Raw genomic sequence first — 13,836 nt, 5'->3', positions numbered from 1 at the left:
CCCAGGCGCATGTTTATCTTGTCCTTAACCGTCCCATGGTGTCCATGAACCGCGTACCGACCAGTCCCGATTTCATCGCCGATGCCTTGCAACTGATCGCCTTGCCGGCCTGCGCCTGCGATGCCTGCGGCATGGTGGTGGCGGCGAATGGCGCCTTGCAGGCCCTGCTGGGCCGGGATATCGCGGGCCGGCTGCTGGCCGACTGCTTTACGGACGCCTACCGCGCGTCGAGCACCAGCATGCTGCGCGGCGCGCTTGGTGCGGCCGGGCGCGAGCGGCACTGGGACAGCAGCCTGGAAGGGACGGCGGGCGCCATCGCCGTGCAGGTCTGGTCCCGGCCCCTGCTGGTGGACGATGGCTTGCCCGGCGCGACCCTCGTGTTTGCCGACATCCGCGTGCAGCAGCGCGACCAGCAAGCCTTGCGCAAGACCTTGCTCGAGCAGCAGGCCATCCTGGAAAGCGCGGCCGTCGGCATCGTCTTTTCCAAGGGCGGCTTCATCGAGGAGTGCAATATCCGCGCCGCCGAGATGCTCGGCTACGCGCGCCACCAGTTGACGGGCATGCCGGGCGCGGTGCTGTACCGCTCCGCCGAGCATTGCCGCGCCCTGGGGCTGGAAGCGGCGCCGCTGCTGTCGAAGGGCAAGCCGTACCGCACCGAACTGGAATTGCGGCGCCAGGACGGCAGCTTGTTCTGGAGCCGCCTGCACGGGCGCGCCGTCGATCCCCTCAATACGCATGACGGCACGGTCTGGATCATCGAGGATATCAGCGACCACCGGCGCGATGAAGACCAGTTGCGCCGCGCCATGCTGGAAATGCAGGCCGTGATGGATAACGCGCCCCTGGCCATCGGTTTTCAGCGCGACAAGGGCGTGCTGCGCTACAACCGGCGCTTCGCCGAATGCTTCGGCTTCGATGGCGACAGCGGCGTGGGCATGGCCGTCGCCGACCTGTATCCGTCGCGCGCGGCGTATGAAAATGTCGTCAGGCAGGCGTCGCCCCTGCTGCGGCGCGGCCAGCCGTTCCAGGGCGAGATGGAGATGCGCCGCCGCGACGGTTCCACTTTCTGGGCGCTGGCGTATGGCTATGTCCTGAATCCGGAGAGTCAGACGGACCGCGGCTTGCGCGACACGATCTGGCTGTTCGACGACCGCAGCGCGCAGAAGGCGGCGGAGGAGGCGACGCGCCAGCTGATGCTGGAGCAGCAGGCTATCCTCGACAATGCCTCCGTCGGCATCCTGTTTTCCCGTTCGCGCCTGGTCCTGCGCTGCAATCCCCGCTTCGCCGAAATGTTCGGCTACGCGCAGGAGGAGATGACGGGCTTGCCCGCCGCCGAGCTGTTTCCTTCCCCCGCCGCCTACGAGGCGTTTGGCGTGCAAGCCACGCCGCTGCTGGGACAGGGCTTGCCGTACGAGCAGGATGAATCGCTGTTCCGCCGCCGCGACGGCAGCCTGTTCTGGTGCCGCATCCGCGCCAAGGCCGTCGACCAGGCGCACAGCGAGCAGGGCGCCATCTGGATCCTGGAAGACGTCACGGCCAGCCGCCAGACGCAGATGGAAGTGGCGGCCATCATGACGAATGCCTCGGTGAGCATCCTGTATACCAAGAACCGCCAGATCACGCGCTATAACCTGGGCTTTGCCGCGATGTTCGGCTACAGCGGCGACGAGGCGCTGGGCTTGCCCGGGCGTGCGCTGTACGTGTCGCAGCAATCCTATGAATTGCTGGGCGCGGCGGCCTTTCCCTTCCTGTCCGTGGCCAAGCCCTTCCAGACGGAAGTGGAAATGATGCGCCGCGACGGCAGCACCTTGTGGGCGCAGCTGATCGCCTATGTCGTCAATCCCGACGATCCCGCCGCCGGCACCATCTGGATCATCGAGGACCGCACGGAAGCCAAGCGCGCCGAAGAATCCCTGCGCAACGCGCTGCTGGAAAACCAGGCCATCCTCGACAGCGCCGTGCTGGGCATTTCGGTGGTGGAAGGCGGCCACAATTTGCGCGCCAACAGCAAGATGGAAGAGCTGTTCGGCTATGGACCGGGCGAGATCAACGGCCTGTCGGTGCAGGCCCTGTATCCCGACGTGGCCGCGTGGAAGGCGGCGCGCGGCGAGACGGCGCGCGATTTCGATGCGGGCAGGGTGCACATGTCCGAATACCAGCTGGTGCGCAAGGATGGCAGCCGCTTCTGGGCGCGCCTGTCCGGCCGGCCGTTCGACCTGGCGCATGCGCATGGCCGTTCCGTGTGGCTGGTTGACGACGTGACGGCGCGCCGCGAGGCGGCCGAGGCGGTGCGCCGCGCGCGCGACGAGCTGGAATTGCGCGTGCAGGAGCGCACGGCCGAACTGGCCGGCGCCAACCTGCTGCTGCAGGGCGAAATCGTCGAGCGGCGCCAGGCCGAGGCGCGGGTGCATCACATGGCGTACCACGACAACCTGACGGGCTTGCCGAACCGCGCGCTGCTGTCGGACCGGCTGGAGCGGGCCATGCTGGCCGCGCAGCGCTCCGGGCGCAAGCTGGCCGTGATGTTCATCGACCTGGACCGCTTCAAGACCATCAACGATTCGCTGGGCCACATGACGGGCGACCTGCTGCTCAAGGAAGTGGCCGCCCGGCTGTGCGGCGCCGTGCGCGCCAGCGACACGGTGGCGCGCCTGGGCGGCGATGAATTCGTCGTGCTGGTGCCGGGCATCCGCGGCAGCGACGAAGCGGCGCACGTGGCCGAGAAGGTCATCGAGGCGCTGACGCCCGCCTTTCCGCTCGACGGCCACGTGCTGCACGTGACGCCGTCGATCGGCATCTGCCTGTATCCGGACGATGGCGGCGATGTCGACGCGCTGATGCGCCATGCGGATGCGGCCATGTACCACGCCAAGGGCAATGGCCGCAACAACTACCAGTTTTTCACGCAGACGATGAACCAGGCGGCGGCCCTGCACTTCGACCTGGAAAGCAGCTTGCGCACGGCGCTGGCGCTGCAGCAGTTCGAGCTGTTTTACCAGCCGGTCATCGATATCGCCACGCGCCGGCTGCACGGCATGGAAGTGCTGCTGCGCTGGCGCCGTCCCGGCCACGGCCTGGTGCTACCGGACCGCTTCATCCCCATCATGGAGGAAAACGGCTTGATCGTGCCGGTGGGCGAGTGGGTGATGCGCCAGGCGTGCGAACAAAGCATGGCTTGGCAGCGCCAGGGCTTGCAGCCCGTGCCCTTGGCGGTGAATCTGTCGCCGCGCCAGTTCATGCACAAGGGCCTGGTGGCTGCCATCGGGACCGTGGTGCGGGAAACGGGCATCGACCCGGCGCTGCTGGAATTCGAGATCACCGAGACGGCGCTGATGCAGCACGGCGAGCATACGCTGGAGATTTTGCGGCAGATCAATGGCATGGGCTTGCGCCTGTCGATCGACGATTTCGGCACCGGCTATTCCAGCCTGGCTTACCTGAAGCGCTTCCCCGTGAAGAAGGTCAAGATCGACCGCGCCTTCATCAAGGACCTCGAACACAGCGGAGAGGACCGCGCCATCGTGGCGGCCATCATCGCGCTGGCCGACAGCCTGCAATTGTCGGCCGTGGCCGAAGGCGTGGAGACGGAAGAGCAGTTCGCCCTGCTGCAGGCGAACGGCTGCCGCTATGCGCAGGGCTATCTGTTTTCCGCGCCCGTGCCTGCCGTGAACGCGCAGGCCTTGCTGGAGCGGATAGCCGTTAGTTAATCAATCGTTGCCACGACGGGCGCGTGGTCGGACGGCTGTTCCCATTTGCGGGGCGAGTGCTCCACTGTCGATGATGCGCGCCTTGTCTAGTCGATGGTGGCCACGACGGGTGCATGGTCGGACGGCTGCTCCCACTTGCGGGGCACGCGGTCGATGACGCACGCCGTGCAGCGGGCGCTCAGGGCGGGCGAGAGCAGGATGTGGTCGATGCGCAGGCCCTTGTTCAGGCGGAAGCCCAGTTGGCGGTAATCCCACCAGCTGAACGATTTGTCCGCCTGCTCGAACAGGCGGAAGGCGTCCGTCAGGCCGATGTCGAACAGGCGCTGCAGGGCGGCGCGTTCCTTGTCCGACACCAGTACCTGGCCGGCCCAGGCGACTGGGTCGTGCACGTCGCGGTCGTCGGGCGCGATATTGTAGTCGCCGACGACGGCCAGCTGCGGGTGCTGCTGTGCTTCTTCCGCCAGCCAGTCGTGCAGGGCGGCCAGCCAGCCCAGCTTGTACTCGTACTTGTCCGAATCGATGCTCTGGCCGTTCGGCACGTAGGCGCAGACGACGCGCACGCCTTTGACGGTGGCGGCCAGGATGCGCTGCTGCGCATCTTCATAGCGCGGGTTGTTCTTCACCACGTCGGTGATCGGCAGCTTCGACAGGATGGCCACGCCGTTGTAGGTTTTCTGGCCGCTGAAGACCACCTGATAGCCGGCCGCCTCGATTTCGGCGACGGGAAACTTGTCGTCCGTGAGCTTGGTTTCTTGCAGGCAGAGTATGTCGACCGGGTTGTCCGTCAGCCATTGCAGCACTTGCGGCAGGCGCACTTTGAGCGAATTGACGTTCCAGGTGGCGAGTTTCATGGGAAAAATCCTTGCTTGAATAGGTATCGATAGGCGCGAATCTTACCGCATGCGTGTCGCCGGCGTCCTGCGCTGCCTGGCCGGTACGGGCTTTATTTACTGGCCGGGAAAAAGAGGGCAAATAAAATATTTATACTTAACCAATCGTGGCGCATGAATATTATGTTTTTGTGTATCATTGATCAACCCCTATGTTTGATTTGGCATAAGTGGCTGGCGCGGCAGGATGCGTCTGGCCGTTTAACGCGACAAAGGTGTAAAGTTTCTCGCTAAAACGCGATAAAAACTACTAAAATGGCACCGTGTAACAACTGTGTCATACGGCTTTGTTACAGCCAAGTTAAGAACCGAACAGGAAGCAGTTGTAATTAGTTGTAATTGCTATTCCGATTACATGACCACTGTGCCGGGGACGGAGTGTCAATTCCGTCCTTGGCGCCGCCAGACTTGTTATATAAATTGCAGTACTATATCTATGAGACTGTTTTGCGACATCAATAGATGGTACTATTTTGAAATGTTGCAGTTTTAATAGTGAGACTTGCGCGTAGCATTTGCAAAGGAAGAAAATGCGAACTGCATTTGAAGCGTGGGCGCAGCGTGACGGCCACATTGTGCGGCGAAGAGAAGACAAACCGGATGAGTACCTGATTTTCGAGACCCAGCGCCGCTGGGTTATCTGGCAGGCTGCTCTGACGCATGGCAAGACGGCTGCCAAGCCGCGCGTGAGCGCGGCCGAAAAGGCGGCGAAAGCCCAGCGCGCGCTGGAAATGTCTTCCGATGAAGCGACCGTGCGCAACAAGGTGCTCAATGAGGTGCTCGACGCCTTCAGCGGCGCCGATGGTGCGGCCGGCATGGAAGGCATACTGAAAGTGATCCAGGGCCTGAAGCAGAAGCAGAAGGCACTGGCCGACGACAAGAGCGAAGATTCCACGGCTTGAGGGGACGGCGATGCGTTATCGGCACTACAAGGGCGGCATTTATGAACTGGTGTGCGAAGCCACGCTGGAAGCGGATCTGACGCCGATGATCGTGTATCGCGCCGCCGACGGTTCCATCTGGACCCGGCCGAAAGACGTGTTCTTTCAACTGATCGAAGTCGAAGGCGTCATGGTCCAGCGTTTCGCTCCCATCAACTGATGGCCGCCTGCGTGCGTGCCCGGGATACTCTTCATGCGTAAATTGCTGCCTGCCGCTCTGGTGTTGGGCCTTGCCTGCGCCGCGGCGCATGCCGAAACCATCGGTTCGGTCGACACGGTGTTCAAACTGATCGGCCCTGACCACAAGATCGTCGTCGAAGCGTATGACGATCCGCGCGTCGCCGGCGTCAGCTGCTATCTGTCGCGCGCCAAGACGGGCGGCATCAAGGGCGCCGTCGGCCTGGCCGAAGACAAGGCCGATGCGGCCGTGGCCTGCCGCCAGGTGGGGCCGCTGCAATTCAAGGGCAAGCTGCCGCGCCAGGAAGAAGTGTTTACCGAGCGTGCCTCGATCTTCTTCAAGCACGTGCGCGTCGTGCGCATGGTCGACAGCAAACGCAATGCGCTGGTCTACCTCGTGTATTCCGACCGCCTGATCGAAGGCAGTCCGAAAAACAGCGTCACCGCCGTTGCCGTGCCTGGCGACCAGCCGATTCCCGTCCGTTAAGCGAGCTCCCATGCGCGTGCCGCTGTCTGCTCCCTTTGCCGCCAGGACGCTGTTGCTGTTGGGCCTGGGTGGCTGCGCCACCCTGACGGGCAACACCGAGCAGATGGTGCTGGTGCAAACCATCCAGGACAACCGCGAGCTGACGGGCGCCGGCTGCATCCTCAGCAACGACGTGGGGAAGTGGTTCGTTACCACGCCCGGGCGCATCACCATCCGCAAGAGCCAGGAACCGCTGAAGGTCGATTGCCGCAAGCACGGTTCGCCCGCCATCGCGACGGACGACCATATCGATCCCAAGCTCAATGGCAGCGTCTGGGGCAATGTCATCCTGACCCTGGGCGTCGGCTATTTCGTCGACCGCAACACGGGCGCCGGCTTCGACTACCCGTCCATTTTGACCATCGTCATGCAGGACCCCGCGCGCCTGGCGCCGCCGCCCGCCCCGATTTCAGCGCCGCCGCCAGCGGCCGCCGTGCCGGAAGCGGTGGTGCAGCCGAAAGTGGCGCCGTCGCCTTTGCCTAATCCCGTCGTCTACTGATTCAACTGCACATAAAAAAGCCGCCAGGGTCAGTGACCATGGCGGCTGTCTTCTTGCGTAACGACGCCTGACAAAACCGTAGCGAGCGGGAGCTAGTGGTGGCCGAGAAGCGCAGCTGTACTTTATGTACAGCGAGCATCGCCGGCCGCCAATAGCCCCGCGCAGTAGGTTTGGTCTGGCGTTCTCTTACACGCGGTTGATCAGGAACGTCGTCAGCAGGGGGACGGGACGACCGGTCGCGCCCTTCGAGCCGCCCGACTTCCATGCCGTGCCGGCGATGTCCAGATGCGCCCAGGTGTACTTCTTGGTGAAGTTTTCCAGGAAGGCCGCTGCCGTCACCGAACCGCCGCCTGGCGTGCCGATGTTGGCCAGGTCGGCGAAGTTCGACTTCAGCTGCTCGTTGTACGCCTCTTCGATCGGCATGCGCCATGCCGTGTCGCTCGACTGCTTGCCCGCTGCCAGCAATTCATTGGCCAGCTGGTCATGCGCCGCATCGCTGCGCGTAAACAGGCCGCTGTTGTGGTGGCCCAGGGCCACGACGCAAGCGCCCGTCAGGGTGGCGATATCGACCACGGCCGCCGGCTTGAAGCGTTCGGCGTAGGTCAGCGCATCGCACAGCACCAGACGGCCTTCGGCGTCCGTGTTCAGCACTTCGATCGTCAGGCCGTTCATGGAGGTGACGATGTCGCCCGGTTTGGTGGCGCGGCCCGACGGCATGTTTTCGCACGCGGCGATGACGCCGATGACGTTCAGCTTCAGGTTCATTTCGCCGATGGCGCGGAAGGTGCCCAGGACCGAGGCGGCGCCGCACATGTCGTACTTCATTTCATCCATGCCAGGACCGGCCTTGATCGAAATGCCGCCCGTGTCGAAGGTGATGCCCTTGCCGACCAGGACCACTGGCGCATCCTTGGCCTTGCCGCCCATGTGTTTCAGGACGATGAACTTCGGCGGTTGCTCGCTGCCGTTGGTGACGGACAGGAAGCTGCCCATTTTCAGCGCTTCAAGCTGTTTGCGGTCCAGCACTTCGACTTCGAACTTGTAATCCTTGGCCAGCTGCTTGGCCGTGTTGGCCAGGTAGGTCGGATTGGCGATGTTCGCCGGCAGGTCACCCAGGTTGCGCGTCAGGTCGGAACCGTTGGCGATGGCGATGGCTTGCGCCAGCGCGCCGCGCGTGGCTGCCGTTGCAGGCGCCGCCAGGACGATCTTGCGCACGCCTGCCGGTGCCGGATCTTTTTTGCTTTTTTGCGAGTCGCAGCGGTATTCGCTGTCATGTGCGGCTTGCACCACGCAACGGATTGCCCAATTTACGTCGCGCTCTTTCACTTCAGTCAGCGGTAATGCGATAATGGCGTCCGCAGCGCCCAGCGAGCCGAAGGCCTTCAGTGCGGCTTGTACGCCGGTCGTGAAGCTTTTTTCGCTGACAGCGTCATCGCTGCCCATGCCTACCAGCAGAACACGTTCGGCGGCGACGCCATCGACTGCGCGCAGCAGCAAAGTGCTGCCAGGCTTGCCGCTGATGTCGCCGGACTTCAGCGCAGCCGAAATCGCACCCTTGCTGTCCAGCGATTTTGCCGCTGGCGACAGTTTTTTGTTTTCGAATACCGCAACCGCGATGCATCCGCTTTTGGCCGTGCCGAGGGTGCTCTTGGTATCGAATGCTTTTATGCTAAAGTCCATTTGGTTCTCCGTTTTCATTTACTAGTAACGTGTTACTCAACTAACTGACCCGAATTATAAACTCCGAATGATCTTTCAACGCGCCCTTCGACGTGAATTGGCTAGTGCCGCCGGGGCCACCTTCACAGTTTTGTTCAGCATCCTGCTCACCTGGATGCTGATCGGTATTCTCGGCAAGGCGGCGGGCGGCAAGATCGCGTCGTCCGACGTCATGTCGCTGATGGTTTTTTCTGCCCTGATGCAGCTGCCCACCATCCTCATCCTCACCGGTTTCATCTCGGTGCTGATGGTCGTCACCCGCAGCTACAAGGAGTCGGAGATGGTGGTGTGGTTCGCCTCCGGCCTGAGCCTGTCGCGCTGGATCTGGCCCGTGCTCAGCTTCGGCCTGCCGCTGGTGCTGGCCACCGGCATCCTGAGCCTGTACGCCACGCCGTGGGCGCAAAAGAAGAGCGATGAATACGTGGCGCGCTTCGAGAAGCGCGAAGACCTGCAGAAAGTCACGCCTGGCCAGTTCCGCGAATCGGCCGGCAGCAACCGCATCTTCTTCGTCGAGGGCGTCAGCGGCGAGAAGACCGTGGTGCAGAACGTCTTCGTCAATACCGTCGATGAAAAGGGCAGCGCCGTCGTCGTCGTTGCCAAGGAAGGCGTGATCAATACCGACGCCAAGGGCGAACGCTTCCTGGTGCTCAAGAGCGGCCGCCGCTACCAGGGCGTGCCGACGCAGGCGGACTTCCAGACCATGGAATTCGAACAGTACATCATGCGCATCGAGAGCAAGCAGCAGGAACTGGGTGCGGAACTGGGCGTGCGCGCCATGAGCACCATGGCGCTCATCGCCGAACCGAATCCCTACACCATGGCCGAACTGCTGTGGCGGGTGAGTGCGCCCCTGATCGGCCTGATGCTGATCCTGCTGGCCATTCCGCTGGGCTTTGTCAATCCGCGTGCCGGCAGTTCGACCAATTTGATCATCGCCCTGCTGATTTTCTTTACGTATAGCAACCTGATCAAGGTCATTGAAGCGAGCGTGAAGCAGGGCCGGCTGACCTTCGGCCTGGCCTGGTGGCCGCTGCACCTGCTGGCGGCGCTGGCCGTGGTGGGGCTGTTCGCGTGGCGCCTGAATGTGAACCACCGCTATCATCCGCTGGTCCTGCTGGCGGCTTTCAAGCGCGCGCGCCGCGCCGGCAACACAAGTAAAGCGGCATCGAAATGAAGATTTTACAGCGCTATTTTGCGGTCTCGATATTCCAGGCGGTGCTGTTCGTGCTGCTGGCCTTCCTGGCACTGCAAGCCTTCATCGACCTGACGGGCGAGCTGCCCAAGGTGGGGCGCAACGGCTACACCATCCAGTATGCCTTCCTGTACGTGCTGGTGCTGGTGCCGGGACACGTGTATGAGGTGATGCCGATCGCGGCGCTGATCGGCACCATCTACACGATGGCGCAGTTTGCCGCCAGCTCCGAATTTACCATCATGCGCGCATCGAGCATGTCGACGGCGATGGCGGCCGGTTTCCTGTTCCGCATCGGTATCGTCTTCGTCGTCATCACCTTCATCTTCGGCGAATTGATCACGCCGCGTACGGAACCGCTGGCCGAACGCCTCAAGCTGACCTCGCGCGGCGCGGCCGTGTCGAGCGAGTTTCGCTCCGGCCTGTGGACCAAGGACATGGTCAAGAGCGAGGGCTTGACGGGCACCGTCACCGGTTCGCGCTTTTTCAATGTCGGCGAAGCGCGTCCGGACGGCCAGCTGAAAAACGTCAAGCTGTATGAATTTGACACCGATATGCGTTTGCGCACCTTGACCGTGGCCAAGGGTGCTACGTATCAGGGCAATAATATCTGGCGCCTGACCGAGGTGACGGAAACGTCGTTCTCGAACAGCGCGGCCGCCTCGCCAGGCTTCGAGCCGAAGCTGGCGAACTACTATGGGCAGGAAACGAGCCTGGTGCGCACGGTGCAAAGCGCCAGCAAGGACATGACGTCGGAAGTGACGCCGAAGATCCTGACGGTGTCGGCGTCCGATCCCGAGCGCATGTCTGCCAGCGAACTGGCCGTGTACACGCGCCACCTGGCCGAGAACAAGCAGGAAACCGAGCGTTTCCGCATCGCCTTCTGGAAAAAGCTGATCGATCCGCTGGCCATTTTCGTGCTGATGGCGCTGGCGCTGCCGTTCGCCTACATGCACACGCGCAGCGGCGGCATCAGCCTGAAGATCTTCATCGGCATCATGATCGGCGTGAGCTTCATGCTGGTCAACACCCTGTTCTCGCATCTTGGACTGCTCAGCACCTGGCCGGCCTTCCTGACGGCCGTGGCGCCGAGCGCCCTGTACCTGCTGCTGGCGCTGGGCGCCCTGTGGTGGGTGGAGCGGCACTGATGGAGACGAACGTGCAGCAGGCGCTGATCCTGTTTGCCCATGGTGCGCGCGCCGCATCGTGGGCCGCGCCCTTCGAGCGCCTGCGCGACCTGACCCAGGCGCGCATGCCGGGCACCGGCGTGCACCTGGCCTTCCTGGAACTGATGTCGCCGCGCCTGCCTGAACTGGTGGCGACCCTGCTGGCCCAGCTGCCCGCCGGCGCCATCCTGGACGCCACCGTGGTGCCCGTGTTCCTGGGGCAGGGCGGGCATGTGCTGCGCGACTTGCCGCTGTTGCTGGAAGAATTGCGCCAGCAGCATCCGGCGCTGCGCCTGAAGGTGGTCGAGGCGGTGGGCGAGAACGCCAGCGTGCTTGCCGCCATCGCCGATTACTGCGTGGCGGCGCCAGGCTCCAGCCCTCTGCCTTGAGCGGCATCGACATCGTCTACCTGTGGGTGGACGGCGCCGATCCCGCCTGGCGCGCGCGCCGGCAGCAGGCATATGCCGCCTGGGCGCAGGCGCATCCCGGCCAGCTGGCCCTGCACGGCAACGTGGCGGGGCGCTACCGCGACAATGGCGAACTGCGCTACAACCTGCGCGCGCTCGAGCGCTTCTTCCCCGGCCACGGCCATGTCTACCTGCTGACGGACCGGCAAGTGCCCCGCTGGCTGCGTGCCTCGCCGCGCCTGACGGTGATCGACCATGCGAGCCTGATGCCCGGCGCATCCCTGCCGGTGTTCGATTCCGGCCATATCGAATCGTATCTGCACCATATTCCGGGTCTGTCCGAGCGTTTCCTGTATCTGAACGACGACGTGTTTTTCGGCGCGCCGTTCGAACCCGCATTCTGGTTTGGCGGGGAAGGGGATGGGCGGTTGAGCGTTTTCACGGAGAGCGCGCTACAGGATGAGCTGCAGGGCTTGCGCGCCGACGTGGCGGCGCCCGTCAATTGCGCCACCTTGTCGCGGCAATGGCTGTCGGCGCACTACGCCGATTACCGGCATGAACCGCGCCTGTATGCGCATGCGCCGCGGCCCATGCTGAAAAGCGCGCTGCATGTACTGGAAGGGTTGGCGCCGGCCATGTTTGCCGGCGTGCGCGCGACGGTGTTCCGCTCGTGGCAGGTGCCGGCCTTGCTGCCCGACCTGGTGCCGCGCTGGATGGTGCATCAGGGGCTGGCGCGGGCGCGCATGCTCGACCCGCTGCATATCGCCAGCGGCGATGTGCAGGCGCCGCAGCAGCTCGAGGAGCTGGCGGCGCGTTTCGGCAGCTTGCCGTTTTTCTGTATCAACGATACCTGCGACGAGGCCGAGGACGACGACCCGCGCCTGTTGCGCGTGGCCGCTACCTTGCAGCGGCTGCTGCCGCTGCCATCCTCGTTTGAACTGGGCTAGGCCAGCTTTGTCTTCGGCTCCAGGCTGATGCGGGCGGCGGCCGAGCTGTCGGACAGCGATGCGAGGAACAGCAGCAGATAGGCGCCCAGTTCGAAGACTTCCTCGCCCAGCAGCGCATAGGCGTCCGGCATGCCATGGAAGACCTTCTTGTCGAAGGGCCAGCCGGCGACCATCAGCAAGCCGCCGATGGCCGTCAGGATGGTGATGCGCATGCTGAAAATCTGCGGCGCATGGGCAAATACCTTGCGCGCGCGCGGTGCGAAAAAGATCAGCACGCGTATCAATATCAGCAGTTCCACCACGCGCAGGGCTTTTTCCAGCTGGGCCCAGGCGGGCGCCGTGCCGAACTGGTCGATATCGAGTTCGCGCAACAGGAAGCCGAACAGCAGGGCCGACAAGCCGGCATGCATGAGGAAACGCAAGGATTGGCGGTCAGTCTCTTGCCAGGCGCGCGTGCCGTGCACGCTGCAGGCCAGGGCCAGGAACAGCGCCTGAAGCCATTCCAATAAGTGGTTTTCATCGTCGATATTCGGGAACACCGTCCACAGGGCGATGGAGGCGAGCATGCTGAGCAGCACAGCGCCGGCGACGCCGGCATTGCTGCGGCTGAGCGAAGTCAGGGCTTCGCGCACGGAAGAGAAATTCATTGTTGATTGTGACGGCTCAAGTTGCGCGGCGCGGTATTGCAGCCTGCGGGCGCAGCTTTTTTCGGGGAGATTGCCGGGCGGTTCCCGTCAGCCGGGAGGCCGCGCAGCAAGCGCTATGGCGGGGCGAAGCGTGATTTTCTTGCTATCACGCAACAACTTCTCGAGAAAAGATGCGTGAGCATCGTATCATGTTTCGCCGGAAGACGTCAGTTACTGACTCTAAAGTCGGTAAAATACGGTGTGTTTATTCAAGCATGGCGCGCCAGAATGGCGACCGATGCTTCCGTGACCTGGTGCGCGCGCGCGGCCATGGCGTCGCCCAGCATTACCAGCACGGGGCCGTGGGTGTCGCCCAGGCCATGCGCCATGCTGCTCAGCGGCAGGCGCACGATGCGCTGGTCCGGGCGGCTGCAGTTTTCAATCACCACCACCGGGGTGTCGGCACGGCGGCCCTGGGCCAGCAGGCGCTGGGCCGTGGCGATGGCTTCGCGGCCACCCATGTATTGCACCAGGGTATCGCAGTCGGGAATGCGCGTCTGGTCCGGCTCGCCCGGCGCCGTGCTGGACGTGAAAAATGCCACGCTGCGCGACACGCCCCGCTTGGTCAGCGGCTGCTGCGTGGCGGCCGCGGCCGCCAGGGCCGTGGTGATGCCGGGCACCACTTCGACGGCGATCCCCGCCTCTTCCAGCGCGCGCAATTCCTCGTCGGCGCGGCCGAACAGCATGGGGTCGCCCCCTTTCAGGCGCACGACGACGGCGTGCTTGCGCGCGTTGTCGACCAGTTGCTTGTTGATGAAGGCCTGCGCCGTCGACAACTGGCCGCAGCGCTTGCCGACCAGGATTTTTTGCGCCTGCGGGCACAGCTCCAGCATCTCTTCGGTGACCAGCGCGTCGTGCAGCACGACGTCCGCTTGCGCCAGCAGGCGCGCGCCGCGCAAGGTCATCAAGTCTTGCGCGCCGGGGCCGGCACCGACCAGGTAAACCTTGCCGGGGAGAGATGGGGAGCTGTTCATATGGC

General features: G+C 63.7%; 13 protein-coding genes. 9 read left to right on the top strand and 4 right to left on the bottom strand.

The annotated features are described in order from the left end of the window. Positions 1 to 44 precede the first annotated feature (44 nt). Positions 45 to 3,707 carry an EAL domain-containing protein gene (locus OX459_RS18515; protein WP_289906118.1) on the top strand — a complete coding sequence of 1,221 codons (3,663 nt, stop codon included), beginning with the start codon at positions 45 to 47 and terminating at the stop codon, positions 3,705 to 3,707. Positions 3,708 to 3,793: 86 nt separating this feature from the next. On the opposite strand, the gene xth is transcribed toward OX459_RS18515, so the two are convergent. Next, positions 3,794 to 4,558, bottom strand: coding sequence for an exodeoxyribonuclease III (gene xth, locus OX459_RS18510; protein ID WP_289906117.1), 765 nt, complete (start codon positions 4,556 to 4,558; stop codon positions 3,794 to 3,796). Between the two features lie 569 nt (positions 4,559 to 5,127). Here xth and OX459_RS18505 point away from each other — a divergent pair. The 4 genes from OX459_RS18505 to OX459_RS18490 are packed head-to-tail and all read left to right on the top strand — an operon-like array spanning position 5,128 to position 6,740. After that, complete coding sequence (locus tag OX459_RS18505; RefSeq protein WP_034751548.1) at positions 5,128 to 5,499, top strand: hypothetical protein; 372 nt, start codon at positions 5,128 to 5,130, stop codon at positions 5,497 to 5,499. A gap of 10 nt (positions 5,500 to 5,509) precedes the next feature. Then, entirely contained in the window at positions 5,510 to 5,698 is a 189-nt protein-coding gene (locus OX459_RS18500; RefSeq protein WP_034782199.1) for a DUF1653 domain-containing protein, read from the top strand. 33 nt (positions 5,699 to 5,731) lie between these two features. After that, a complete protein-coding gene (locus tag OX459_RS18495) occupies positions 5,732 to 6,202 on the top strand; it encodes a CreA family protein (protein WP_289906116.1) in 471 nt (156 codons plus the stop codon). Between the two features lie 10 nt (positions 6,203 to 6,212). Beyond that, positions 6,213 to 6,740, top strand: coding sequence for a hypothetical protein (locus tag OX459_RS18490; RefSeq protein WP_289906115.1), 528 nt, complete (start codon positions 6,213 to 6,215; stop codon positions 6,738 to 6,740). Positions 6,741 to 6,926: 186 nt separating this feature from the next. On the opposite strand, the gene OX459_RS18485 is transcribed toward OX459_RS18490, so the two are convergent. Continuing rightward, complete coding sequence (locus tag OX459_RS18485) at positions 6,927 to 8,420, bottom strand: leucyl aminopeptidase (RefSeq protein WP_289906114.1); 1,494 nt, start codon at positions 8,418 to 8,420, stop codon at positions 6,927 to 6,929. Positions 8,421 to 8,487: 67 nt separating this feature from the next. Here OX459_RS18485 and lptF point away from each other — a divergent pair, with 67 nt between their 5' ends. The 4 genes from lptF to OX459_RS18465 are packed head-to-tail and all read left to right on the top strand — an operon-like array spanning position 8,488 to position 12,171. Further along, complete coding sequence (gene lptF, locus OX459_RS18480; protein WP_077401100.1) at positions 8,488 to 9,633, top strand: LPS export ABC transporter permease LptF; 1,146 nt, start codon at positions 8,488 to 8,490, stop codon at positions 9,631 to 9,633. Beyond that, positions 9,630 to 10,799, top strand: coding sequence for an LPS export ABC transporter permease LptG (gene lptG / locus OX459_RS18475; protein ID WP_289900075.1), 1,170 nt, complete (start codon positions 9,630 to 9,632; stop codon positions 10,797 to 10,799). Before lptF ends, lptG begins: the two co-directional genes overlap by 4 nt. Beyond that, positions 10,799 to 11,206, top strand: coding sequence for a CbiX/SirB N-terminal domain-containing protein (locus OX459_RS18470; protein ID WP_099665039.1), 408 nt, complete (start codon positions 10,799 to 10,801; stop codon positions 11,204 to 11,206). The genes lptG and OX459_RS18470 overlap by 1 nt, the downstream gene beginning before the upstream one ends. After that, positions 11,203 to 12,171 (top strand): Stealth CR1 domain-containing protein, encoded by a 969-nt coding sequence (locus OX459_RS18465; protein ID WP_289906113.1) that lies wholly within the window; start codon positions 11,203 to 11,205, stop codon positions 12,169 to 12,171. Before OX459_RS18470 ends, OX459_RS18465 begins: the two co-directional genes overlap by 4 nt. On the opposite strand, the gene OX459_RS18460 is transcribed toward OX459_RS18465, so the two are convergent. Beyond that, positions 12,168 to 12,818 carry a hypothetical protein gene (locus OX459_RS18460; RefSeq protein ID WP_289906112.1) on the bottom strand — a complete coding sequence of 217 codons (651 nt, stop codon included), beginning with the start codon at positions 12,816 to 12,818 and terminating at the stop codon, positions 12,168 to 12,170. The two genes, OX459_RS18465 and OX459_RS18460, sit on opposite strands and share 4 nt — an antisense overlap. A gap of 248 nt (positions 12,819 to 13,066) precedes the next feature. Continuing rightward, positions 13,067 to 13,831: a uroporphyrinogen-III C-methyltransferase gene (gene cobA, locus OX459_RS18455; protein ID WP_289906111.1), complete on the bottom strand. Its 765-nt coding sequence runs from the start codon at positions 13,829 to 13,831 to the stop codon at positions 13,067 to 13,069. Positions 13,832 to 13,836 lie beyond the last annotated feature (5 nt).

The sequence above is a fragment of the Janthinobacterium sp. SUN026 genome (assembly GCF_030397625.1).
GTDB classification, from domain to species: domain Bacteria; phylum Pseudomonadota; class Gammaproteobacteria; order Burkholderiales; family Burkholderiaceae_D; genus Janthinobacterium; species Janthinobacterium kumbetense.
The sequence above is the reverse complement of the archived record's forward strand: the minus strand, read 5'-3'. Positions and strand labels throughout refer to the sequence as shown.